23 protein-coding genes are annotated in these 23631 nt (G+C 69.8%); 22 read left to right on the plus strand and 1 reads right to left on the minus strand.

Going from position 1 to position 23631, the window contains the following annotated elements; all coding sequences use genetic code 11:
- Window positions 1-108: 108 nt before the first annotated feature.
- The 9 genes from mltG (at window position 109) to nusB (ending at window position 8921) form a co-directional block, all read left to right on the plus strand.
- Entirely contained in the window at window positions 109-1770 is a 1662-nt protein-coding gene (gene mltG / locus ACWDAG_RS23050) for an endolytic transglycosylase MltG (protein ID WP_450697422.1), read from the plus strand.
- Window positions 1770-2585: a shikimate dehydrogenase gene (locus tag ACWDAG_RS23055; RefSeq protein WP_450697423.1), complete on the plus strand. Its 816-nt coding sequence runs from the start codon at window positions 1770-1772 to the stop codon at window positions 2583-2585. Before mltG ends, ACWDAG_RS23055 begins: the two co-directional genes overlap by 1 nt.
- 154 nt (window positions 2586-2739) lie before the next feature.
- Complete coding sequence (aroC, locus tag ACWDAG_RS23060) at window positions 2740-3924, plus strand: chorismate synthase (RefSeq protein WP_450697424.1); 1185 nt, start codon at window positions 2740-2742, stop codon at window positions 3922-3924.
- Window positions 3921-4436: a shikimate kinase gene (locus ACWDAG_RS23065; RefSeq protein WP_450697425.1), complete on the plus strand. Its 516-nt coding sequence runs from the start codon at window positions 3921-3923 to the stop codon at window positions 4434-4436. The genes aroC and ACWDAG_RS23065 overlap by 4 nt, the downstream gene beginning before the upstream one ends.
- Entirely contained in the window at window positions 4433-5524 is a 1092-nt protein-coding gene (aroB, locus tag ACWDAG_RS23070; protein ID WP_450697426.1) for a 3-dehydroquinate synthase, read from the plus strand. The genes ACWDAG_RS23065 and aroB overlap by 4 nt, the downstream gene beginning before the upstream one ends.
- 165 nt (window positions 5525-5689) lie before the next feature.
- Window positions 5690-6550, plus strand: coding sequence for a Pro-rich N-terminal domain-containing protein (locus ACWDAG_RS23075; RefSeq protein WP_450697427.1), 861 nt, complete (start codon window positions 5690-5692; stop codon window positions 6548-6550).
- Window positions 6551-6701: 151 nt separating this feature from the next.
- Window positions 6702-7808, plus strand: coding sequence for an aminopeptidase P family protein (locus ACWDAG_RS23080; RefSeq protein WP_450697428.1), 1107 nt, complete (start codon window positions 6702-6704; stop codon window positions 7806-7808).
- Between the two features lie 109 nt (window positions 7809-7917).
- Window positions 7918-8484 carry an elongation factor P gene (efp, locus tag ACWDAG_RS23085; RefSeq protein WP_020117452.1) on the plus strand — a complete coding sequence of 189 codons (567 nt, stop codon included), beginning with the start codon at window positions 7918-7920 and terminating at the stop codon, window positions 8482-8484.
- Window positions 8485-8486: 2 nt separating this feature from the next.
- Entirely contained in the window at window positions 8487-8921 is a 435-nt protein-coding gene (gene nusB / locus ACWDAG_RS23090; RefSeq protein WP_450697429.1) for a transcription antitermination factor NusB, read from the plus strand.
- Between the two features lie 199 nt (window positions 8922-9120).
- On the opposite strand, the gene bldD is transcribed toward nusB, so the two are convergent.
- Window positions 9121-9621 carry a transcriptional regulator BldD gene (bldD, locus tag ACWDAG_RS23095; RefSeq protein WP_030946861.1) on the minus strand — a complete coding sequence of 167 codons (501 nt, stop codon included), beginning with the start codon at window positions 9619-9621 and terminating at the stop codon, window positions 9121-9123.
- Between the two features lie 253 nt (window positions 9622-9874).
- Here bldD and pyrR point away from each other — a divergent pair, with 253 nt between their 5' ends.
- The 13 genes from pyrR to ACWDAG_RS23160 all read left to right on the plus strand — a co-directional run.
- Complete coding sequence (gene pyrR / locus ACWDAG_RS23100) at window positions 9875-10465, plus strand: bifunctional pyr operon transcriptional regulator/uracil phosphoribosyltransferase PyrR (RefSeq protein ID WP_365835585.1); 591 nt, start codon at window positions 9875-9877, stop codon at window positions 10463-10465.
- Window positions 10466-10601: 136 nt separating this feature from the next.
- On the plus strand, window positions 10602-11582 hold the full coding sequence (locus ACWDAG_RS23105) for an aspartate carbamoyltransferase catalytic subunit (protein WP_450697430.1): 981 nt from the start codon (window positions 10602-10604) through the stop codon (window positions 11580-11582).
- Window positions 11583-11587: 5 nt separating this feature from the next.
- Window positions 11588-12874: a dihydroorotase gene (locus tag ACWDAG_RS23110; RefSeq protein ID WP_450697431.1), complete on the plus strand. Its 1287-nt coding sequence runs from the start codon at window positions 11588-11590 to the stop codon at window positions 12872-12874.
- Complete coding sequence (locus ACWDAG_RS23115) at window positions 12871-13440, plus strand: PH-like domain-containing protein (protein ID WP_450697432.1); 570 nt, start codon at window positions 12871-12873, stop codon at window positions 13438-13440. Before ACWDAG_RS23110 ends, ACWDAG_RS23115 begins: the two co-directional genes overlap by 4 nt.
- Window positions 13437-14594, plus strand: coding sequence for a glutamine-hydrolyzing carbamoyl-phosphate synthase small subunit (gene carA / locus ACWDAG_RS23120; protein WP_450697433.1), 1158 nt, complete (start codon window positions 13437-13439; stop codon window positions 14592-14594). The genes ACWDAG_RS23115 and carA overlap by 4 nt, the downstream gene beginning before the upstream one ends.
- A complete protein-coding gene (gene carB, locus ACWDAG_RS23125) occupies window positions 14587-17895 on the plus strand; it encodes a carbamoyl-phosphate synthase large subunit (RefSeq protein ID WP_450697434.1) in 3309 nt (1102 codons plus the stop codon). The genes carA and carB overlap by 8 nt, the downstream gene beginning before the upstream one ends.
- Window positions 17896-17946: 51 nt before the next feature.
- Window positions 17947-19053: a quinone-dependent dihydroorotate dehydrogenase gene (locus ACWDAG_RS23130; RefSeq protein WP_450697435.1), complete on the plus strand. Its 1107-nt coding sequence runs from the start codon at window positions 17947-17949 to the stop codon at window positions 19051-19053.
- Entirely contained in the window at window positions 19050-19895 is an 846-nt protein-coding gene (gene pyrF / locus ACWDAG_RS23135; protein WP_450697436.1) for an orotidine-5'-phosphate decarboxylase, read from the plus strand. The genes ACWDAG_RS23130 and pyrF overlap by 4 nt, the downstream gene beginning before the upstream one ends.
- A gap of 310 nt (window positions 19896-20205) precedes the next feature.
- Window positions 20206-20529, plus strand: a complete 324-nt coding sequence (locus ACWDAG_RS23140) for an integration host factor (RefSeq protein ID WP_003977346.1) — start codon at window positions 20206-20208, stop codon at window positions 20527-20529.
- Window positions 20530-20592: 63 nt separating this feature from the next.
- Entirely contained in the window at window positions 20593-21186 is a 594-nt protein-coding gene (gene gmk, locus ACWDAG_RS23145; RefSeq protein ID WP_099927440.1) for a guanylate kinase, read from the plus strand.
- Between the two features lie 53 nt (window positions 21187-21239).
- Window positions 21240-21512, plus strand: a complete 273-nt coding sequence (rpoZ, locus tag ACWDAG_RS23150) for a DNA-directed RNA polymerase subunit omega (protein WP_003977348.1) — start codon at window positions 21240-21242, stop codon at window positions 21510-21512.
- 112 nt (window positions 21513-21624) lie between these two features.
- Window positions 21625-22827 carry a bifunctional phosphopantothenoylcysteine decarboxylase/phosphopantothenate--cysteine ligase CoaBC gene (gene coaBC / locus ACWDAG_RS23155; protein WP_450697437.1) on the plus strand — a complete coding sequence of 401 codons (1203 nt, stop codon included), beginning with the start codon at window positions 21625-21627 and terminating at the stop codon, window positions 22825-22827.
- 247 nt (window positions 22828-23074) lie between these two features.
- Window positions 23075-23631: S-adenosylmethionine synthetase N-terminal domain-containing protein (locus tag ACWDAG_RS23160; RefSeq protein ID WP_450697438.1), on the plus strand; the 557-nt coding region annotated here is incomplete at its 3' end.

A 23631-nucleotide genomic window follows, 5' to 3' on the forward strand; every position in this document is an offset into this window, starting at 1 on the left:
ACGTTCCGCGCGTCTGCGCCGCTGTTCGAACAGCGGCTGCACAGCAAGAGGCGGGACGGAACCCGGCCTAGAGCCGCGTAACCGCCGCCTCGCGGCTCTAGGGGATCGATGACTGAGTATGGCCGGGGCCAAGGCTCCGAACCGTGGCATCCGGAGGACCCGTTGTACGGGAACGACGGATGGGGCGGACAGCAGGCCCAGGCGGGCCAGCAGTCCCCCTACGGCGGCCAGCCACAGCACTATCCGGAGCAGCCGCAGCAGCAGCACTACGGTGACTGGGGCAACGGCGGGCAGTCCACCTACGGCCAGGCGCAGCAGCAGTACCCGCAGCAGCAGTACCAGGGCTACGACCAGCAGTACTACGCAGGTCAGGGCCAGCAGTCGTACGACCAGGGCAGCTGGGGCACCGGCACCCACACACATGTCCAGTACACGGATCCGTCGGACCCGTATGCCCAGCAGGCCGCCGCATACGGCGGCGACCAGCCCGACTACTACGGCACTCCCGACGCGTACCCGCCACCCGAGCCGCCCGGCCGCAGGCAGGCCGAGCCCGAGCCGCCGCAGATCGACTGGGACCCGGGCCCCGACCAGGGAGAACACGCCTTCTTCGCCGGCGGCGGGGACGACGAGGACGAGGACGACGACCCGCGCGCCGGCCGTAAGGCCCGCGGCGGCAAGAAGCCCAAGAAGCGCCGCAGCGGCTGCGCCTGCCTCGTGCTGGTCGTGATCTTCGCCGGAGGCACCGCAGGGGTCGGCTACTTCGGCTACCACTTCTACAAGGATCGTTTCGGCCCGTCGGCCGACTACGAGGGTGACGGAAACGGCCAGATGGTCAGCGTCACCATCCCCAAGGGTGCGGGCGGTTATGTGATCGGGCAGAGGCTCAAGGCGGCAGGCGTCGTCGAGAGCGTCGACGCGTTCGTCTCCGCGCAGCAGTCGAACCCCGATGGCAAGAAGATCCAGGACGGCGTCTACACGCTGCAGAAGCACATGTCGGCCGCGAGCGCAGTCGAACTGATGCTCAGCAACAAGAGCCGCAGCAACCTGGTCCTCGCCGAGGGCCTGCGCAACTCGCAGATCTACAAACAGATCGACACCCGTCTTGGCGTCGCCGCGGGCACCACGGCCAAGGTCGCGAAGCAGGACTACAAGAACCTCGGCCTGCCCTCCTGGGCGCTGAACCACCCGAACGTGAAGGATCCGCTGGAAGGATTCCTCTACCCGTCCAGCTACGCGGTCAGCAAGGGCCAGAAGCCCGAGGACGTCCTGAAGGACATGGTCACGCGGGCCAACGACAAGTACGAGGAACTCGGCCTCACCAAGAAGGCGAAGAGCCTCGGCCTCGACAGCCCCTGGCAGCTGCTCACCGTGGCCAGTCTGGCGCAGGCCGAGGGCACCAGCCACGACGACTTCCGCAAGATGGCCGAGGTCGTCTACAACCGCCTCAAGCCGGGGAACCCCGAGACCTACGGTTCGCTGGAGTTCGACTCCACGTACAACTACATCAAGAACCAGACCAAGATCGACCTGAGCATCGCCGAGCTGCGGAAGTACAACAACCCGTACAACACGTACTACGTCAAGGGGCTGCCGCCCGGCCCGATCGACAACCCCGGCGAGCTGGCCCTCAAGGGGGCGCTCGACCCGACGCACGACGGCTGGTACTACTTCATCTCGTTGGACGGCAAGACCAGCAAGTTCACCAAGACGCTCGCCGAGCACAACAAGCTGGTCGACGAATTCAATGCGTCGAGGAAAAAGAGCTGATGACTGCGACCCGAAGGGCGGCCGTGCTGGGCTCGCCCATCGCCCACTCCCTGTCCCCGCAGCTGCACAACGCGGGGTACCGGGCGCTCGGCCTGGACGACTGGTCGTACGACAGGTTCGAGATCGACGAGGCGGCGCTGCCCGGGTTCTTCGCACAGCTCGGCCCGGAGTGGGCGGGGCTGTCGCTGACGATGCCGTTGAAGCGGGCGGTGATCCCGCTGCTCGACGAGATCACCGACACGGCGGCCTCGGTGGAGGCGGTCAACACCGTGGTGTTCCGGCCCGACGGGCGAAAGGTCGGCGACAACACCGACATCCCCGGCCTGGTGGCGGCGCTGCACGAGCGCGGCGTGGAGAAGGCCGAGTCGGCGGCGATCCTGGGCGCGGGCGCCACCGCTTCCTCTGCGCTGGCCGCGCTCGCCCGGATCTGCACCGGCGAGGTCACCGTGTACGTGCGCAGCGAGCGGCGCGCGGACGAGATGCGGCAGTGGGGCGAGCGGCTCGGCGTGCAGGTCAGCCCGGCCGACTGGACGGATGCGGTACGGGCCTTCGACGCACCCCTGGTCATCTCGACCACGCCCGCCGGGGGCACCGACGAACTGGCCGCGCAGGTTCCCGCGCAGGTCGGCACCCTCTTCGACGTGCTCTACGAACCGTGGCCCACCCCTCTCGCCGCCGCCTGGCAACAGCGGGGCGGGCAGGTGCTCAGCGGCCTCGACCTGCTGGTGCACCAGGCGGTCTTCCAGTTCCGCCAGTTCACCGGCGACCCGCGCTCGCCGCTCGCTGCCATGCGCGAAGCCGCACAGCTGGGCTGATCTGTCCGTTTGTCGGACTCGGATCGGACCCGTTGCCCGGACGTGGGAGGATCGGAGGTGGCGGGCCGGGGCCGCGCACCTGGTCGCGCCGTCGCCGTACGCGAGGACGTGCGTACGCAGGGCAGTACGAGGGCGCGAGCACTGAGGAGCACCGTTGAGCAGGTTGCGCTGGCTGACCGCGGGGGAGTCCCACGGTCCCGCACTCGTGGCGACGCTGGAGGGTCTTCCCGCCGGTGTGCCGATCACCACGGAGATGGTGGCGGACCACCTGGCCCGGCGCCGGCTCGGTTATGGACGCGGTGCGCGGATGAAGTTCGAGCGCGACGAGGTCACCTTCCTGGGCGGGGTGCGGCACGGACTGACCCTCGGTTCCCCGGTCGCGATCATGGTGGGCAACACCGAGTGGCCGAAGTGGGAGCAGGTCATGGCGGCCGATCCCGTCGACCCGGAGATCCTCGCCGGGCTGGCCCGCAACGCCCCGCTGACCCGTCCCCGTCCCGGCCATGCGGATCTGGCGGGCATGCAGAAGTACGGTTTCGACGAGGCCCGGCCGATCCTGGAGCGCGCGTCGGCGCGGGAGACCGCGGCCCGGGTGGCGCTGGGTGCGGTGGCCCGGTCGTACCTGAAGGAGACGGCCGGCATCGAGATCGTCAGCCATGTCGTCGAGCTGTGCTCCGTGAAGGCCCCGCAAGGTGTCTACCCCACCCCGGCCGATGTCGAGAGGCTTGACGCCGACCCGCTGCGCTGCCTGGACGCGGACGCGTCGAAGGCGATGGTCGCCGAGGTCGACCAGGCCCACAAGGACGGCGACACCCTCGGCGGCGTGGTGGAGGTCCTGGCGTACGGGGTGCCGGTGGGCCTGGGCTCGCACGTGCACTGGGACCGCAAGCTGGACGCCCGGCTGGCGGGTGCGCTGATGGGCATCCAGGCCATCAAGGGCGTGGAGCTCGGCGACGGCTTCGAGCTGGCGCGGGTGCCGGGTTCGAAGGCGCACGATGAGATCGTGGGCACGCCCGAGGGCATCAAGCGCACCTCCGGCCGCTCCGGCGGCACCGAGGGCGGCCTGACCACCGGCGAGCTGCTGCGGGTGCGGGCGGCGATGAAGCCGATCGCGACCGTGCCGCGCGCCCTGCAGACCATCGACGTGACCACCGGCGAGGCGACGCAGGCGCACCACCAGCGCTCGGACGTGTCCGCGGTGCCGGCCGCCGGGATTGTCGCGGAGGCGATGGTGGCCCTGGTGCTGGCGGACGCGGTGGCGGAGAAGTTCGGCGGCGACTCGGTCACCGAGACCCGCCGCAATGTGCAGTCCTACCTCGACAACCTGGCCATCCGGTGAGTGCTGTGCAGGTGGTGCTGGTCGGTCCGATGGGCGTGGGCAAGTCCACCGTCGGCAGATTGCTGGCCGAGCGGCTCGGTGTCGGCTACCGGGACACCGACGACGACATCGTGGCGGCCGAGGGCCGCACGATCGCGGAGATCTTCGTCGACGAGGGCGAGCCGGCCTTCCGGGCGATCGAGAAGGCCGCCGTACACAAGGCACTGGCCGAGCACGACGGTGTCCTCGCCCTCGGCGGCGGCTCGATCCTGGACGCCGACACCCGCGCCCTGCTGGCCGGGCAGCGGGTCGTCTACCTCTCGATGGACGTCGAGGAGGCCGTCAAGCGCACCGGGCTGAACGCGGCCCGGCCGCTGCTCGCGGTCAACCCGCGCAAGCAGTGGCGCGAGCTGATGGAGGCCCGCCGTTCGCTGTACGAGGCGGTGGCCACGGCGGTGGTGGCCACCGACGGCCGTACCCCCGAAGAAGTCACCCAAGTCGCCCTGGACGCACTGGAGTTGAAGGAAGCATGAGCGAGGCAGTCACCCGGATCCAGGTCGGTGGGAGCGCGGGCAGCGAGCCGTACGAGGTCCTGGTGGGGCGTCAGCTGCTGGGCGAGCTGGGCGGGTTGATCGGGGAGAAGGTCAAGCGGGTCGCCGTCGTCCACCCCGAGGCGCTCGCCGAGACCGGTGACGCGCTGCGGGCCGATCTGGCCGGGCAGGGCTTCGAGGCCGTCGCCATCCAGGTGCCGAACGCGGAGGAGGCCAAGACCGCCGAGGTCGCCGCCTACTGCTGGAAGGCGCTGGGCCAGTCCGGGTTCACCCGCACCGACGTCATCGTCGGCGTCGGCGGCGGTGCCACCACCGACCTCGCCGGGTTCGTGGCCGCCACCTGGCTGCGCGGGGTGCGCTGGATCGCGATCCCGACCACCGTGCTGGCCATGGTGGACGCCGCGGTCGGCGGCAAGACCGGCATCAACACCGCCGAGGGCAAGAACCTCGTCGGCGCCTTCCACCCGCCCGCCGGTGTGCTGTGCGACCTCGCGGCGCTGGACTCCCTGCCGGTCAACGACTACGTCTCCGGGCTCGCCGAGATCATCAAGGCCGGCTTCATCGCCGACCCGACCATCCTGGAGCTGATCGAGGCCGACCCGCAGGCCGCCCGGACCCCTGCGGGCCCGCACACCGCCGAGCTCATCGAGCGCTCCATCAGGGTCAAGGCCGAAGTCGTCTCGTCCGACCTGAAGGAGGCGGGCCTCAGGGAGATCCTCAACTACGGCCACACCCTGGGCCACGCCATCGAGAAGAACGAGCGCTACCAGTGGCGGCACGGCGCCGCGGTCTCGGTCGGCATGCACTTCGCCGCCGAACTCGGCCGCCTGGCAGGGAGGTTGGACGACGCCACGGCCGACCGGCACCGCACGGTCCTCGAATCCGTCGGCCTTCCCCTGCACTACCGTTACGACCAGTGGCCCAAGCTGCTGGAGGCGATGAAGGTCGACAAGAAGTCCCGAGGCGACCTGCTGCGCTTCATCGTCCTGGACGGCCTGGCCAAGCCGACCGTCCTGGAAAGCCCCGACCCGGCCGTCCTGCTGGCCGCCTACGGCGAAGTGGGCGAGTAAGTCCGCCGGAGTGTCGTCCGTCCGATTTGCCTTACGGACATGGGCACTTCGGGCCGTCCCCGGCCGTTCACCAAACGGCGGCCGGGGCAGGTACCGTTCGGTAGGGAGCGGGCCTCTGACCCCGCTGCCAGCACCAATTGCCTGTACGAGACGGAGTGGCACCGGATGCAGCACGCAGTGGGTTCTCCGCTGCCGCCGCCCCATCAGCCGGGGCACGGACCGGCCGGAGGCTGGTCGCCGGCCGCACACCAGCCGGGTCCGCACCAGCCGGGTCCGCACCAGGGCTCCGTCCCCGTGCCCCCGCCGCCCCCGGCACCGGGCTATCCCCAAACGCCCCCGGTCCCGCCGGCGCCGCAGCACATGCCGGCCCCGCCGGCCCCGGACACCACCGGCCACGTCCCGCTGCCACCCGGCGGCCCGGTCGCCATGCCCAGCGCAGCGCCCGCCACCACCGCTCCCGACCCCACCGCCACGACCCTCGCGGTGCTGCTCATCGGGCCCGCGGGCGCCGGCAAGACGAGCGTCGCCAAGTACTGGGCGGACCACCGCAGGGTCCCCACCGCCCACATCAGCCTCGACGACGTACGCGAATGGGTCCGCTCCGGCTTCGCCGACCCGCAGTCGGGGTGGAACGACCACTCGGAGGCGCAGTACCGCCTGGCCCGCCGCACCTGCGGCTTCGCCGCCCGGAACTTCCTGGCCAACGGCATCTCCTGCATCCTCGACGACGCCGTCTTCCCCGACCGCCCGGTCGTCGGCCTCGGCGGCTGGAAGCGCCATGTGGGCCCCGGCCTTCTCCCGGTCGTCCTCCTCCCCGGCCTGGAGATCGTCCTGGAACGCAACGCGGAACGCTCCGGCAACCGCCGCCTCACCGACGAGGAGGTCGCCCGCATCCACGGCCGCATGGCGGGCTGGTACGGCTCGGGCCTCCCGATCATCGACAACAGCCAACTGGACGTACCGCAGACGGCACGGGTGCTGGACGACGTACTGGCAAGGTCGATAGCCAGCCCCCCGAACTGGTAACCGCAGGGGAACCGGAAGGCTTTTGGGGGCGCGGGGAACTGCGCGACCAGCCCCCACTCGGCCGTAGAGGGCGAACAACCGTTGAGGCACCCCCATCCCCCAATCGGCACCCCAACCGGCACAAATCCCCCACCGCTCCTACGCTCATCTCATGTCCGAGGTGTACGCACTCCGCCGAGCAAGGCTGAGAGACCGCTGCAAGGCCGGCGGCAGCCAGTCCGCGCTGATCTCCCGGCCCGCCAATGTCCGCTACCTCGCGGGCACCGCCCCGCGGGGCGCCGTCCTGCTCCTGGGCAAGACCGAAGACCTGCTGCTCTGCGCCGGCCCGCCGGACGACCGCCCCGCCGAGGGCCGGCCGGACGAGGCGCTGCGCGTCCAGACCCTGCCCGGCAGCGCAGGTGATCCCGCGGTGGCCGCCGCCGACCTCGCCGAAGCCCAGCGCGCCGACACCCTCGCCGTGGAGGAACACCACCTCACCGTGGCCCGGCACCGGGAGATCCGCTCGGTCGTCCCGCGCCTGCGCCTCACCGACCTCGGCCCAGCCGTGGAGCAGCTCAGGGTGGTCAAGGACGAGGAGGAGATCTCCTGCCTCCGTATCGGCGCCGAAATCGCCGATCAGGCCCTCGGTGAACTCCTGGAGTCCATCCTCGTCGGCCGCACGGAACGCCATCTCGCCCTGGAGCTGGAGCGCCGCCTCGTCGACCACGGCGCCGACGGCCCCGCCTTCCCGACCTCCGTGGCCACCGGCCCCAACGCCGGCAGGCGCGCCCACCGGCCCACCGACCGCCGTGTCGAGGAGGGTGACTTCCTCTCCGTCTGTCTGGGCGCCGCCTACCGCGGCTACCGCTGCGAGATCGGCCGCACCTTCGTCATCGGCACGTCTCCCGCGGACTGGCAGATCGAGTTGTACGACCTCGTCTTCGCCGCCCAGCGCGCCGGACGGGAGTCCCTGATGCCCGGCGCGGCCTGCCGTGATGTGGACCGCGCCGCACGTCAGGTCCTGGACTCCGCGGGGTACGCGGAAGGGCTCCCGGCCCTGACGGGGCACGGCGTGGGGCTCGAAATCGACGAGGACCCGCAGCTTGCCCCTGCGGCCATGGGTAAACTGGACGCTTGCGTGCCGGTCACCGTCGAACCGGGGGTCCACCTCCCGGGCCGGGGCGGCGTCCGGATCGATGACACGCTCGTCGTCCGCCCCGAGGCGGACGGCGGACCCGAGCTACTCACCATCACGACCAAGGAGCTGCTCGCACTCTAGCGACCCCAGGGAAGACCAGGCTCGTCCCCACGACGCCCGGCCTTCCCCGGCGCCGCCGGCAGGTGCGTGCGCCGGGGTCGTCCACGTCAGTCCAGGAGATTCCGCAACCGTGGCTTCCACGAACGACCTCAAGAACGGCCTGGTGCTCAAGCTCGAAGGCGGCCAGCTCTGGTCCGTCGTCGAGTTCCAGCACGTCAAGCCCGGCAAGGGCCCGGCCTTCGTGCGCACCAAGCTGAAGAACGTGCTCTCCGGCAAGGTCGTCGACAAGACGTTCAACGCCGGCGTCAAGGTCGAGACGGCCACTGTCGACAAGCGCGACATGCAGTTCTCGTACATGGACGGCGAGTACTTCGTCTTCATGGACATGGAGACCTACGACCAGCTCATGGTCGACCGCAAGGCTGTCGGCGACGCCGCCAACTTCCTCATCGAGGGCTTCACCGCGACGGTCGCGCAGCACGAGGGCGAGGTGCTCTTCGTCGAGCTCCCGGCCGCCGTCGAGCTCGTCGTCCAGGAGACCGAGCCGGGCCTGCAGGGCGACCGCTCCACCGGCGGCACCAAGCCCGCCACGCTGGAGACCGGCCACCAGATCCAGGTCCCGCTCTTCATCACCACCGGTGAGAAGATCAAGGTCGACACCCGCACGAGCGACTACCTCGGCCGGGTGAACAGCTAACCGTGGCTGCCCGCAACACGGCCCGCAAGCGCGCCTTCCAGATCCTCTTCGAGGGCGACCAGCGCGGCGCGGACGTCCTGACGGTCCTCGCGGACTGGATCCGGCTCTCCCGGGACGACACCCGGCAGCCGCCGGTGAGCGAGTACACGATGCAGTTGGTCGAGGGCTACGCGAAGCACGCGAAGCGCATCGACGAGCTGATCGCGCAGTACTCGGTCGGCTGGACGCTCGACCGGATGCCCGTCGTGGACCGCAACATCCTGCGTCTCGGCGCCTACGAGCTGATCTGGGCCGACGAGATCCCGGACGCCGTCGTGCTGGACGAGATGGTGCAGCTGGCGAAGGAGTTCTCCACGGACGAGTCGCCCGCGTTCGTCAACGGCCTGCTGGGCCGGCTCAAGGAGCTGAAGCCCTCACTGCGCCGGGACGAGGCGTAACGACCTGTTGCACTTCAGGTCGCAAGAGGCAGACATCGCCAGGGGGCCCGCAGCGTGACTGCTGCGGGCCCCCTGGCGTTCCCGTACCTGTGCGCCTCCCGAAGGCCGCAGAAAGCCGCCGGGGTGGCCGGAACAGTGAAATTCCAGCCACCCCGGCGGCACGTTTCTGCTGAGAGCCCCCAAGGGCTCTCGGACGATGTCAGACCTCTTCGTGGGCGACCGCGCGGCGCGCGTCCGCGTCCAGCACGCCCCAGCTGATCAGCTGCTCGGTGAGGACCGAGGGGGACTGGTCGTAGATGACGGCGAGTGTGCGCAGGTCGTCCTGGCGGATCGACAGCACCTTGCCGTTGTAGTCACCGCGCTGCGACTGGATCGTCGCCGCATAGCGCTGCAGCGGGCCCGCCTTCTCGGCCGGCACGGTCGCCAGCCGCTCCAGGTCCAGGACCAGCTTCGGCGGCGGCTCGGCGGCGCCGCCCGGGGTGGTGCCCGGCAGCAGCTCCTGCACCGGGACCCCATAGAAATCCGCCAGTTCGGCGAGGCGCTGTACGGTCACGGCACGGTCGCCGCGCTCGTACGAACCGACCACGACCGCCTTCCAGCGTCCCTGACTCTTCTCCTCGACACCGTGGAGGGAAAGGCCCTGCTGGGTGCGGATGGCCCGGAGCTTGGCCCCGAGCTGTTTGGCGTATTCGCTGGACATATAGCTCCCCGGACACTGTGTCGACGCGGCTGCAGAGGTTCCGAGCCGCGCGTCTGGTAACTCACTGTGAGGTTACGCAGCGTGACTCTTCTGCGTCAAGCCGAATGGTCCACACCGACTCTTCCGAGGCTGCGGTGGCCGATTACGCCATGGGGGTGATCAGGGGCGTCGCCGGGGCCTGCTACCGTGGATGGCGCAAATCCGACGTCCTTTAAGGTCCGTCCCGTGAGGCGGAGAAGGAGGTCCGTTTCGTATGGACAAGCAGGACACATCCGGAATTCCGGCGTCCGATGCGCGGCCCGTTCTCGAAGGCCCCGACATCGCGCGGGTGTTGACCCGCATCGCCCACGAGATCGTCGAGCGCGCCAAGGGCGCCGACGACGTGGTGCTCCTCGGCATTCCGACCCGAGGGGTCTTCCTCGCCCAGCGGCTCGCCGCCAAGCTGGAGGAGATCACCGACCGCAAGATCCCGGTGGGTTCTCTCGACATCACCATGTACCGGGACGACCTGCGCATGCATCCGCCGCGTGCGCTGGCCCGGACCGAGATCCCCGGTGACGGCATCGACGGCCGCCTGGTCGTCCTCGTCGACGACGTGCTGTTCTCCGGTCGTACCATCCGCGCGGCCCTCGATGCCCTGAACGACATCGGGCGTCCGCGCGCCGTGCAGCTCGCGGTCCTCGTCGACCGGGGCCATCGCGAACTGCCCATCCGCGCCGACTACGTCGGCAAGAACCTCCCCACGTCGCTGCGGGAGACGGTCAAGGTCCAGCTCGCCGAGGAGGACGGTCGCGACACCGTGCTGCTCGGTGCGAAGCCGGCCGCCCCGGGCGAGCAGCAGTAGCACGCGCGCGTACGTCACCGCCGTACGCCTGTTCCGTGCGCTCTGTGCGAGCCCGTCTGCCCGGCTGTGCTTTCTGGGGGACACCCCCAGAGCCCCGGCCTCCCCAAAACCTGAACTGCCTTACGGAGCCTGACAGATGCAGCGTCATCTCATCTCGGCCGCCGACCTCACCCGCGACGACGCCGTCCTGATCCTCGACACCGCCGAGGAGATGGCCCGGGTCGCCGACCGGCCGATCAAGAAACTGCCGACCCTGCGCGGCCGCACGATCGTCAACCTCTTCTTCGAGGACTCCACGCGCACGCGTATCTCCTTCGAAGCCGCCGAGAAGCGCCTCTCTGCGGACGTCATCAACTTCACCGCCAAGGGGTCGAGCGTCTCCAAGGGCGAGTCCCTGAAGGACACCGCCCAGACCCTGGAGGCCATGGGTGTCGACGCCGTGGTCATCCGGCACGGCGCCTCCGGGGCCCCGTACCGGCTCGCCAACTCCGGCTGGATCGACGCGGCCGTCATCAACGCCGGCGACGGCACCCACCAGCACCCCACCCAGGCCCTGCTCGACGCGTTCACCATGCGCCGCCGGCTGGTCGGAAGGGACGCCGGGATAGGGCACGACCTGTCCGGCAAGCGGATCACCATCGTCGGTGACGTGCTGCACAGCAGAGTCGCCCGCTCCAACGTCGACCTGCTGCACACGCTGGGCGCCGAGGTCACCCTCGTAGCGCCGCCCACGCTGGTGCCGGTCGGCGTCGAGCGCTGGCCCTGCGAGGTGTCGTACGACCTGGACGCCGTACTGCCCAAGTCCGACGCGGTGATGATGCTGCGGGTCCAGCGCGAGCGCATGAATGCCGCGTTCTTCCCGACGGAGCGCGAGTACTCGCGGCGCTACGGCCTCGACGGCGACCGCATGGCGCGGATGCCCGAGCACGCCATCGTGATGCACCCCGGCCCGATGGTCCGCGGCATGGAGATCACCGCCGAGGTCGCCGACTCCGAGCGCTGCACCGTCGTCGAGCAGGTCGCAAACGGAGTCTCCATCCGGATGGCTGTCCTGTACCTGCTCCTGGGCGGCAACGAACCCGCCGTCACCCACGCCCGTACCACCGAGGAGAAGTAAGACTCATGAGCAAGATCCTGATCCGTGGTGCGAAGGTGCTCGGCGGCGAGCCGCAGGACGTGCTGATCGACGGCCAGACCATCGCCGAGGTGGGTGTCGGACTGAGTGACGAGGGCGCCGAGGTCGTCGAGGCGGCCGGCAAGGTGCTGCTGCCGGGGCTCGTCGACCTGCACACCCACCTGCGCGAGCCGGGGCGCGAGGACTCCGAGACCGTGCTGACCGGCACGCGCGCGGCCGCCTCCGGTGGCTACACCGCCGTCTTCGCCATGGCCAACACCTTCCCGGTCGCCGACACCGCCGGCGTCGTCGAGCAGGTCTACCGGCTGGGCCAGGAGCACGGCTACTGCGATGTGCAGCCCATCGGCGCCGTCACCGTCGGCCTGGAGGGCAAGAAGCTCGCCGAGCTGGGCGCCATGCACGAGTCGGCAGCCGGTGTCACCGTCTTCTCCGACGACGGCAAGTGCGTCGACGACGCCGTGATCATGCGGCGGGCGCTGGAGTACGTGAAGGCCTTCGGCGGGGTCGTCGCCCAGCACGCGCAGGAGCCCCGGCTGACCGAGGGCGCCCAGATGAACGAGGGCATCGTCTCCGCCGAGCTGGGGCTCGGCGGCTGGCCCGCGGTGGCCGAAGAATCGATCATCGCCCGGGATGTCCTGCTCGCCGAGCACGTCGGCTCCCGCGTCCACATCTGCCATCTGTCGACCGCGGGGTCCGTCGAGATCGTGCGCTGGGCCAAGTCCCGCGGCATCGACGTCACCGCCGAGGTCACCCCGCACCACCTGCTCCTCACCGACGAGCTGGTGCGGACGTACAACCCGGTCTACAAGGTGAACCCGCCGCTGCGGACCGAGCGGGACGTGATGGCCCTGCGCGAGGCGCTCGCCGACGGCACGATCGACATCGTCGCCACCGACCACGCCCCGCACCCGCACGAGGACAAGGACTGCGAGTGGGCCGCGGCCGCCATGGGGATGGTCGGCCTGGAGACCGCGTTGTCAGTGGTGCAGGAGACGATGGTGGACACCGGGCTGATCGACTGGGCCGGGGTCGCCGAGCGCATGTCCTTCAGGCCCGCCGAGATCGGGCAGGCGAAGGGGCACGGGCGTCCCGTCTCGGCTGGTGAGCCCGCCAACCTCACGCTCGTCGACACGGAATACCGTGGGTCCGTGGACCCCGCGGGCTTCGCCTCGCGCAGCCGCAACACTCCGTACGAGGGGCGTGAGCTGCCGGGCCGTGTCACGCACACGTGGCTCCGGGGCAAGGCCACGCTCGTCGACGGGAAGCTCACGTGACACCTGTAATCCTGCTCGCAGCCGAGAAGAAGTCGGCCGAGGTCACCGACTGGGCCGCCCGTGCCGGCTGGCTCGTCGGACTAGCTCTCTTCATCGCGCTCGTCTACTGGCTGATGCGCGAGGGCTGGAAGTGGCGCGGCACGCTCCAGGGCGACCTGCCGGAGCTGCCCAGCGCGCCGGACGAGCCGGGCGAGGCGAGACTGACTGTGTTGTCGATGAGCGGCCGCTATCACGGCTCCACCACCGCCGGGCAGTGGCTGGACCGCATCGTGGCGCACGGCCTCGGAACCCGCAGCCGGGTCGAGCTCACCCTGACGGACGCGGGACTGGACGTCGTACGCCCCGGTGCGAGCGATTTCTTCGTCCCGGCCGCGCAGCTGCGCGAGGCCCGGCTCGACAAGGGCATCGCCGGCAAGGTCCTCACCGAGGGCGGGCTGCTCGTGGTGACCTGGGCGCACGGTGAGCGGCTGATCGACTCCGGGTTCCGCTCCGACCGTGCCGCTGAGCACACCGAGTGGGTCGAAACCCTGAACCACATGATCAACAAGATGGAAGGCGCACGATGACAACCTCCACCAGGGGAGCCGCCAAGGTTCCCGCCGTACTCGTCCTGGAGGACGGCCGGATCTTCCGCGGTCGCGCCTACGGGGCCGTGGGGGTGACCTTCGGCGAGGCGGTCTTCTCGACCGGCATGACCGGCTACCAGGAGACCCTGACCGACCCCTCGTACCACCGCCAGGTCGTCGTGATGACAGCCCCGCACGTCGGCAACACCGGCGTCAACGACGAGGACCCGGAGAGCAAGCGGATCTGGGTCGCCGGATACGTGGTGCGCGACCCCGCGCGCGTGCCGTCCAACTGGCGCTCCCGCCGCTCGCTCGACGACGAGCTGCGCCACCAGGGCGTCGTCGGGATCTCCGGCATCGACACGCGCGCGCTCACGCGCCATCTGCGCGAGCGCGGCGCGATGCGCGTCGGCATCTTCTCCGGCAACGCGCTGCCCGACGAGGGCACGATGCTCGCCGAGGTCCGCCAGGCGCCCGAGATGAAGGGGGCCGACCTCTCCGCCGAGGTCGCCACCAAGGAGGCGTACGTCGTCCCGGCGATCGGAGCGAAGAAGTTCACCGTCGCCGCCATCGACCTCGGGATCAAGGGCATGACCCCGCACCGCATGGCCGAGCGCGGCATCGAGGTGCACGTGCTGCCCGCCACGGCGACCGTCGAGGACGTGTACGCCGTCGACCCCGACGGTGTCTTCTTCTCCAACGGGCCCGGCGACCCGGCCACCGCCGACCACGCCGTCTCCGTCATGCAGGGCGTGCTGGAGCGCAGGACCCCGCTCTTCGGCATCTGCTTCGGCAACCAGATCCTGGGCCGCGCCCTCGGGTTCGGCACCTACAAGCTCAAGTACGGCCACCGCGGCATCAACCAGCCGGTGCAGGACCGCACGACCGGCAAGGTCGAGGTCACCGCGCACAACCACGGCTTCGCCGTGGACGCCCCGCTCGACAAGGTCTCCGACACCCCCTACGGCCGCGCCGAGGTCTCCCACGTCTGCCTCAACGACAACGTGGTGGAGGGTCTGCAGCTCCTCGACCAGCCCGCCTTCAGCGTCCAGTACCACCCCGAAGCGGCAGCGGGCCCGCACGACGCCGCCTACCTGTTCGACCGCTTCACGTCTCTGATGACCACCGTCCAGTTGGAGGGCCAGCGTGCCTAAGCGCACCGATATCCAGTCCGTCCTGGTCATCGGCTCCGGCCCGATCGTCATCGGCCAGGCCGCCGAGTTCGACTACTCCGGTACCCAGGCGTGCCGCATCCTGCGCGCCGAAGGACTGCGGGTCATCCTCGTCAACTCGAACCCGGCGACGATCATGACCGATCCGGAGATCGCCGACGCCACGTACGTCGAGCCGATCACCCCGGAGTTCGTCGAGAAGATCATCGCCAAGGAGCGCCCGGACGTGCTCCTGCCCACCCTGGGCGGCCAGACGGCGCTCAACACGGCCATCTCGCTGCACGAGGCGGGCACCCTCGACAAGTACGGCGTCGAGCTGATCGGCGCCAACGTCGAGGCCATCAACAAGGGCGAGGACCGCGACCTGTTCAAGGAGGTCGTCGAGGCCGTCCGCGGCAAGATCGGCCACGGCGAGTCCGCCCGCTCGGTCATCTGCCACTCCATGGACGACGTCCTCAAGGGCGTCGAGACGCTCGGCGGCTACCCGGTCGTCGTCCGCCCGTCCTTCACCATGGGCGGCGCCGGGTCCGGCTTCGCGCACGACGAGGAGGAGCTGCGCCGCATCGCCGGCCAGGGCCTCACGCTCTCACCGACCACCGAGGTGCTCCTGGAGGAGTCCATCCTCGGCTGGAAGGAGTACGAGCTGGAGCTGATGCGCGACAAGCACGACAACGTCGTGGTCGTCTGCTCCATCGAGAACTTCGACCCCATGGGCGTGCACACCGGCGACTCGATCACCGTCGCGCCCGCGATGACGCTGACCGACCGCGAGTACCAGATCCTCCGTGACATCGGCATCGCCGTCATCCGCGAGGTCGGCGTCGACACCGGCGGCTGCAACATCCAGTTCGCGGTGAACCCCGAGGACGGTCGCGTGATCGTCATCGAGATGAACCCGCGCGTGTCGCGGTCCTCGGCCCTCGCCTCCAAGGCGACCGGCTTCCCGATCGCCAAGATCGCCGCCAAGCTCGCCGTCGGCTACACCCTCGACGAGATCCCGAACGACATCACCCAGGAGACCCCGGCCTCCTTCGAGCCGACGCTCGACTACGTGGTCGTCAAGGCCCCGCGGTTCGCCTTCGAGAAGTTCCCGAGCGCCGACTCCACGCTGACCACCACCATGAAGTCGGTCGGCGAGGCCATGGCCATCGGCCGCAACTTCACCGAGGCCTTCCAGAAGGCGCTGCGCTCGCTGGAGAAGAAGGGCAGCCAGTTCACCTTCGTCGGCGAGCCCGGCGACAAGGCGCAGCTCCTCGAAGAGGCCGTCCGCCCGACCGACGGCCGCATCAACACCGTCATGCAGGCCATCCGTGCCGGAGCCACGCAGGAGGAGGTCTTCGAGTACACGAAGATCGACCCCTGGTTCGTCGACCAGCTCTTCCTCATCAAGGAGATCGCCGACGAGCTCGCCGAGGCTCCCGAGCTGACCCGCGAGCTGCTGGCCGAGGCCAAGCGGCACGGCTTCTCCGACCAGCAGATCGCTGAGATCCGCGGCCTGCGCGAGGACGTCGTGCGCGAGGTCCGGCACGCGCTGGGCGTCCGCCCGGTCTACAAGACGGTCGACACCTGCGCCGCCGAGTTCGCCGCCAAGACGCCGTACTTCTACTCGTCCTACGACGAGGAGACCGAGGTCGCGCAGCGCGAGAAGCCCGCGGTCATCATCCTGGGCTCCGGCCCCAACCGCATCGGCCAGGGCATCGAGTTCGACTACTCCTGCGTCCACGCCTCCTTCGCACTGAGCGACGCGGGCTACGAGACGGTGATGGTCAACTGCAACCCGGAGACCGTCTCCACGGACTACGACACCTCCGACCGCCTGTACTTCGAGCCGCTGACGCTGGAAGACGTGCTGGAGATCGTCCACGCCGAGCAGCAGGCGGGCCCGGTGGCCGGTGTGGTGGTCCAGCTGGGCGGCCAGACCCCGCTGGGCCTCTCGCAGGCGCTGAAGGACAACGGCGTGCCGATCGTGGGCACCTCGCCGGAGGCCATCCACGCCGCCGAGGACCGCGGTGCCTTCGGGCGCGTGCTCGCCGAGGCGGGCCTGCCCGCCCCCAAGCACGGCACGGCCACGACCTTCGCCGAGGCCAAGGCCATCGCCGACGAGATCGGCTACCCGGTCCTCGTACGGCCCTCGTACGTCCTCGGCGGACGCGGCATGGAGATCGTCTACGACGAGACCCGGCTGTCGTCCTACATCGCCGAGTCGACCGAGATCAGCCCCTCCCGGCCGGTCCTCGTCGACCGCTTCCTCGACGACGCCATCGAGATCGACGTCGACGCGCTCTACGACGGCCAGGAGCTCTACCTCGGCGGCGTCATGGAGCACATCGAGGAGGCCGGCATCCACTCCGGCGACTCGGCGTGCGCCCTGCCGCCGATCACGCTGGGCGGCTTCGACATCAAGCGCCTGCGGGCCTCGACGGAGGCCATCGCCAAGGGTGTCGGCGTCCGTGGCCTGATCAACATCCAGTTCGCCATGGCCGGCGACATCCTCTACGTCCTCGAAGCCAACCCGCGCGCGTCCCGCACCGTCCCCTTCACCTCGAAGGCGACCGCGGTGCCGCTGGCGAAGGCCGCCGCCCGGATCTCCCTGGGCGCGACCATCGCCGAACTGCGCGCCGAAGGCCTGCTCCCGGCGAACGGCGACGGCGGCGAGCTCCCGCTCGACGCGCCGATCTCCGTCAAGGAGGCCGTCATGCCGTGGTCCCGCTTCCGGGACATCCACGGCCGCGGCGTCGACACCGTGCTCGGCCCGGAGATGCGCTCCACCGGCGAGGTCATGGGCATCGACTCCGTCTTCGGCACGGCCTATGCCAAGTCGCAGGCGGGCGCCTACGGGCCGCTGCCCACCAAGGGCCGCGCGTTCATCTCGGTCGCCAACCGCGACAAGCGCTCGATGATCTTCCCGGCGCGCGAACTGGTCGCCCACGGCTTCGAGCTGCTCGCCACCTCCGGCACCGCCGAGGTCCTCAAGCGCAACGGCATCAACGCCACCGTCGTGCGCAAGCAGTCCGAGGGCACCGGCCCGAACGGCGAGAAGACCATCGTCCAGCACATCCACGACGGCGAGGTCGACCTCATCGTCAACACCCCGTACGGCACCGGCGGCCGCCTCGACGGCTACGAGATCCGTACGGCGGCCGTGGCACGGTCGGTCCCGTGCCTGACGACGGTCCAGGCGCTCGCCGCAGCCGTCCAGGGCATCGACGCCCTCAACCACGGTGACGTGGGCGTCCGTTCGCTCCAGGAACACGCGGAACACCTGACCGCGGCCCGCGACTAGCAGCCCTGAGGGGGACACCGGAAACGGTGTCCCCCTCTTCATGAGGACACCATGTACAAGATCTTTTTCAGTCTCGTCTTCAAACGCATGGACGCCGAGAAGGCCCACCATCTGGCCTTCCGCTGGATCCGCCTCGCCGCCCGCATCCCCGTGCTGCGCACCTTCGTCGCCGCCGCCCTCGCGCCCCGTTACGAGGAGCTGCGCACGGAGGCCTTCGGGCTGCGCATGCACGGGCCCTTCGGACTGGCCGCCGGCTTCGACAAGAACGCCGTCGCCATCGACGGCATGTCGATGCTCGGCTTCGACCACGTCGAGATCGGCACGGTGACCGGTGAGGCGCAGCCGGGCAACCCCAGGAAGCGGCTGTTCCGCCTCGTGAAGGACCGTGCGCTGATCAACCGCATGGGCTTCAACAACGAGGGCTCGCTGGCCGTTGCGGCCCGTCTGGCCTCTCGCGAGCCGGTCTTCAGGACCGTCGTGGGCGTCAACATCGGCAAGACCAAGATCGTGCCCGAGGCCGAGGCCGTCGGCGACTACGTGAAGTCGACCGAGCGGCTCGCCCCGTATGCCGACTACCTGGTCGTGAACGTCTCCTCCCCGAACACGCCCGGCCTGCGCAACCTGCAGGCGACGGAGGCGCTGCGACCGCTCCTGAGCGCCGTCCGCGAGGCCGCCGACCACACGGTGACCTCGCGCCGCGTCCCGCTGCTCGTGAAGATCGCGCCGGACCTCGCCGACGAGGACGTCGACGCCGTGGCCGACCTGGCCGTCGAGCTCGGCCTGGACGGGATCATCGCCACGAACACCACCATCGCGCGCGAGGGACTCGGTCTGAAGTCCGAACCCTCCCTCGTGAAGGAGACCGGCGGTCTGTCCGGCGCGCCCCTCAAGGCCCGCTCCCTGGAGGTGCTGCGGCGCCTCTACGCGCGCGTGGGCGACCGCATCACCCTGGTGGGCGTCGGCGGCATCGAGAACGCCGAGGACGCCTGGCAGCGCATCCTCGCCGGCGCCACGCTGGTCCAGGGCTACAGCGCCTTCATCTATGAGGGTCCCTTCTGGGGGCGCGCCATCCACAAGGGGCTCGCCGCCCGCCTGCGTACGAGCCCGTACGCCACCCTCGCCGACGCGGTCGGCGCCGACGTAAGGAAGAACGGATGACTGTCCTCGAACCCTTCGGCGCACGGCTTCGCCGCGCCATGGCCGAGCGCGGGGCGCTGTGCGTCGGCATCGACCCGCACGCGTCCCTGCTGGCCGAGTGGGGCCTGAACGACGACGTCGCCGGTCTGGAGCGGTTCAGCCGCACGGTCGTCGAGGCGACGGCGGACCGGGTCGCCGTCCTGAAGCCGCAGAGTGCGTTCTTCGAGCGCTTCGGCTCGCGCGGCATCGCCGTCCTGGAGAAGTCGGTGGCGGAGGCGCGGGCGGCCGGTGCGCTGGTCGTGATGGACGCCAAGCGAGGCGACATCGGCTCGACCATGGCCGCGTACGCCGAGACCTTCCTGCACAAGGACTCCCCCCTCTTCTCGGACGCGCTCACCGTCTCGCCCTATCTCGGCTACGGCTCGCTCTCCCCGGCCGTCGCGCTCGCCCGCGAGAGCGGCACCGGCCTGTTCGTGCTCGCGCTGACCTCCAACCCGGAGGGCGGTGAGGTGCAGCATGCGGTGCGCACGGACGGACGGAACATCGGGGCGACGATGCTGGCGCACCTCGCCGCCGAGAACGCCGGGGAGGAGCCCCTGGGTTCCTTCGGGGCCGTCGTCGGCGCCACGCTGGGCGACCTGTCGTCGTACGACCTGGACATCAACGGGCCGCTCCTGGCGCCCGGCATCGGCGCCCAGGGCGCCACCGCGGCCGACCTTCCCACCGTCTTCGGAGCCGCGGTGCGCAACGTCGTGCCGAACGTCAGCCGGGGGGTGCTGCGGCACGGTCCCGACGCCCGGGCTCTGCGCGCGGCCGCCGAGCGCTTCGCGGAGGAGATCAGGGCCGCCGTGGGAGCCGTATGAGGCTTTCGCGACGGTCGTCGCGACAGTTCAAGGCGCTCGCTGGAGTCCTCCGATGAGTGGTCGTCGGGTGCTTCCAGGCCCGCTTGAGTCTGAATACATCCTCAAATCCGGGGCATTATGTCCTAAATGTCCGGCCTGACAGAGGCTGACCAGGACTTTTCCGCTGTTCTCGCTGACTCTGGCGCGCTCGCCCGCTAGTCTCCGACGAGAGTCAACGGGCAAGCGTGTTGCTCGTGGCTCCCCAGGTGTGGGGCGACTAGGTTCCTCACCGGTCCGTATCCGACAGTTCGACATCCGAGGTGACGTAGGCGTGGCTCTTCCGCCCCTTACCCCTGAACAGCGCGCAGCCGCGCTCGAAAAGGCCGCCGCGGCTCGCCGGGAGCGGGCCGAGGTCAAGAATCGACTCAAGCACTCCGGCGCCTCCCTGCACGAGGTCATCAAGCAGGGCCAGGAGAACGACGTCATCGGCAAGATGAAGGTCTCCGCCCTGCTCGAGTCCCTGCCGGGCGTGGGCAAGGTCCGCGCCAAGCAGATCATGGAGCGTCTGGGCATCTCCGAGAGCCGCCGTGTGCGCGGTCTCGGTTCCAACCAGATCGCTTCCCTGGAGCGTGAGTTCGGCAGCACCGGCTCCTGAGTCCGGCCGGCCACTGCGGACCGGGGGTCCCGGGCACTCCGGGATTGCTGGAATAATCGCTGCATGGCTGCAACATTCCGGGGGACGACCCCCGAGCCCCCGGACGTACGTCCGCGGCTGACCGTGCTCTCCGGCCCCTCCGGGGTCGGCAAGAGCACGGTCGTCGCTCATATGCGCAAGGAACACCCCGAGGTCTGGCTCTCGGTGTCGGCGACGACCCGCAAGCCCCGCCCCGGCGAGAAGCACGGAGTCCACTACTTCTTCGTCACCGACGACGAGATGGACAAGCTGATCGCCAACGGTGAGCTGCTGGAGTGGGCCGAGTTCGCCGGAAACCGCTACGGCACGCCGCGTGCGGCCGTGCTGGAGCACCTGGAGGACGGCGTGCCGGTCCTGCTGGAGATCGACCTCCAGGGCGCCCGGCAGGTCCGCGAGACCATGCCGGACGGCCGGCTGGTGTTCCTGGCTCCGCCCTCCTGGGAGGAGCTCGTGCGCAGACTCACCGGCCGGGGGACCGAGCCGCCCGAGGTGATCGAGCGCCGTCTCGACGCGGCCAGGATCGAACTGGCGGCCGAGCCGGAGTTCGACATGACCTTGGTCAACACCTCCGTCGAGGACGTGGCTCGCGAGCTGCTAGCCTTGATGGATGTCCTGTGATCACGAGTGATGTGATCACGACCGATCTTTTCCCATCCATCGGAAGGTAGAGCGTGTCCTCTTCCATCTCCGCGCCCGAGGGCATCATCAACCCGCCGATCGACGAGCTCCTCGAGGCCACCGACTCGAAGTACAGCCTCGTGATCTACGCGGCCAAGCGTGCCCGCCAGATCAACGCGTACTACTCGCAGCTCGGCGAGGGCCTCCTCGAGTACGTCGGTCCGCTCGTCGACACCCACGTCCACGAGAAGCCGCTCTCGATCGCCCTGCGCGAGATCAACGCCGGTCTGCTGACGTCCGAGGCCATCGAGGGTCCGGCGCAGTAGTACTTTCGTATTGCAGTTGGCTTTTCCACAGGCCCGACAGCGCGACTGTCGGGCCTGTGGTGTGTGATGGAGTCGTTGATGGACTCGTACGTTGCCGAGCCGGGGAGAGACGGTGGACAAGCCGAAGGTCGTGCTGGGGGTCAGTGGTGGCATCGCCGCCTACAAGGCCTGTGAGCTGCTGCGCAGGCTGACCGAGTCCGGTCATGACGTACGCGTGGTGCCCACCGCCTCCGCGCTGCACTTCGTCGGCGCCGCCACCTGGTCCGCCCTCTCCGGAAATCCCGTCTCCACCGAGGTCTGGGACGGCGTCCACGAGGTCCCGCACGTCCGCATCGGGCAGCACGCCGACCTGGTCGTCGTCGCCCCGGCGACTGCGGACATCCTCGCGAAAGCCGCCCACGGCCTGGCCGACGACCTGCTCACGAACACGCTCCTGACCGCCCGCTGTCCGGTCGTCTTCGCACCCGCCATGCACACCGAGATGTGGGAACACCCGGCCACCCAGGAGAACGTGGCGACGCTGCGCCGCCGTGGCGCCGTCGTCATCGAACCGGCCGTGGGCCGTCTCACCGGCGTCGACACCGGCAAGGGCCGTCTGCCCGATCCGACGGAGATCTACGCGATCTGCCGCCGCGTGCTGTCCAGAGGCGTCACCGAGCCCGACCTCAAGGGCCGGCATGTCGTCGTCAGCGCCGGCGGCACCCGCGAACCCCTCGACCCGGTGCGCTTCCTCGGCAACCGCTCCTCCGGCAAGCAGGGCTACGCCCTCGCCCGCACCGCTGCCGCGCGCGGTGCCCGCGTCACGCTCATCGCCGCGAACACCGGCCTGCCGGACCCGGCGGGCGTGGACGTCGTCCAGGTGGGCACGGCCGTGCAGCTGCGCGAGGCGGTGCTGAAGGCGACGCCGGACGCGGACGCCGTCGTCATGGCCGCAGCGGTCGCGGACTTCCGGCCGGAGACCTATGCGGCCGGGAAGATCAAGAAGAAGGACGGCCAGGACCCGGACCCCATCGTGCTGGTGCGGAATCCGGACATCCTCGCGGAGATCTCGGCGGACCGCGCCCGCCCCGGCCAGGTGATCGTCGGCTTCGCCGCCGAGACCGACGACGTCCTGGCCAACGGCCGTACCAAGCTGGAGCGCAAGGGCTGTGACCTCCTCGTGGTGAACGAGGTGGGGGAGCGCAAGACCTTCGGCTCGGAGGAGAACGAGGCGGTGGTGCTGGGCGCCGACGGCAGCGAGACCCCCGTACACCGCGGGCCGAAGGAACATCTGGCCGAAACTGTCTGGGACCTGGTGGCGGAGCGGCTCAGCTGAATGTTTCATTCGCTTCTCGGTCCCCTCAAACCTCTGCGACCTCTGTGACAGGAGCGTGGCAACGCTGGCCAAGACCGCTCGGAATTGGGCAGAATGCCCGTGCCGCAGGTCACAGCACTCCCGAGGGGCGAGACAGGGGGTCGGTGGCCGAGCACGACCGATAAACTGTTCTCGGACGACCACGGGCGCAGCCTCCGGGCCGTCCGCCAATGATCAGCCAGCAGCCGCTGCAACCCCAGGGAGCGTTGTGTCCCGTCGCCTGTTCACCTCGGAGTCCGTGACCGAGGGTCACCCCGACAAGATCGCTGACCAGATCAGCGACACCATTCTCGACGCGCTCCTGCGCGAGGACCCGACCTCCCGGGTCGCCGTCGAGACGCTGATCACCACCGGCCTGGTGCATGTCGCCGGTGAAGTCACCACCAAGACCTACGCGGACATCGCGACCCTCGTCCGCAACAAGATCCTCGAGATCGGCTACGACTCCTCGAAGAAGGGCTTCGACGGCGCCTCCTGCGGCGTCTCGGTGTCCATCGGCGCGCAGTCCCCGGACATCGCGCAGGGTGTCGACACGGCGTACGAGTCCCGGGTCGAGGGCGACGAGGACGAGCTGGACCGCCAGGGCGCCGGCGACCAGGGCCTGATGTTCGGTTACGCGACCGACGAGACGCCGACCCTGATGCCGCTGCCGATCTTCCTGGCGCACCGCCTGTCGAAGCGGCTGTCCGACGTGCGCAAGAACGGCACCATCCCCTACCTGCGCCCGGACGGCAAGACGCAGGTCACCATCGAGTACGACGGCGA

It is taken from the genome of Streptomyces sp. NPDC001157, from assembly GCF_053598255.1.

Excerpts from the sequence above, each read along its gene's own strand:
- ACWDAG_RS23055 (WP_450697423.1), top strand. The coding sequence starts at position 1,770 with ATGACTGCGACCCGAAGGGCGGCCGTGCTGGGCTCGCCCATCGCCCAC.
- pyrR (WP_365835585.1), top strand. The coding sequence starts at position 9,875 with ATGGACAAGCAGGACACATCCGGAATTCCGGCGTCCGATGCGCGGCCC.
- aroB (WP_450697426.1), top strand. The coding sequence starts at position 4,433 with ATGAGCGAGGCAGTCACCCGGATCCAGGTCGGTGGGAGCGCGGGCAGC.
- mltG (WP_450697422.1), top strand. The coding sequence starts at position 109 with ATGACTGAGTATGGCCGGGGCCAAGGCTCCGAACCGTGGCATCCGGAG.
- ACWDAG_RS23075 (WP_450697427.1), top strand. The coding sequence starts at position 5,690 with ATGCAGCACGCAGTGGGTTCTCCGCTGCCGCCGCCCCATCAGCCGGGG.
- gmk (WP_099927440.1), top strand. The coding sequence starts at position 20,593 with ATGGCTGCAACATTCCGGGGGACGACCCCCGAGCCCCCGGACGTACGT.
- carA (WP_450697433.1), top strand. The coding sequence starts at position 13,437 with ATGACAACCTCCACCAGGGGAGCCGCCAAGGTTCCCGCCGTACTCGTC.
- bldD (WP_030946861.1), bottom strand. The coding sequence starts at position 9,621 with ATGTCCAGCGAATACGCCAAACAGCTCGGGGCCAAGCTCCGGGCCATC.
- ACWDAG_RS23110 (WP_450697431.1), top strand. The coding sequence starts at position 11,588 with ATGAGCAAGATCCTGATCCGTGGTGCGAAGGTGCTCGGCGGCGAGCCG.
- ACWDAG_RS23130 (WP_450697435.1), top strand. The coding sequence starts at position 17,947 with ATGTACAAGATCTTTTTCAGTCTCGTCTTCAAACGCATGGACGCCGAG.
- ACWDAG_RS23080 (WP_450697428.1), top strand. The coding sequence starts at position 6,702 with ATGTCCGAGGTGTACGCACTCCGCCGAGCAAGGCTGAGAGACCGCTGC.
- pyrF (WP_450697436.1), top strand. The coding sequence starts at position 19,050 with ATGACTGTCCTCGAACCCTTCGGCGCACGGCTTCGCCGCGCCATGGCC.
- ACWDAG_RS23105 (WP_450697430.1), top strand. The coding sequence starts at position 10,602 with ATGCAGCGTCATCTCATCTCGGCCGCCGACCTCACCCGCGACGACGCC.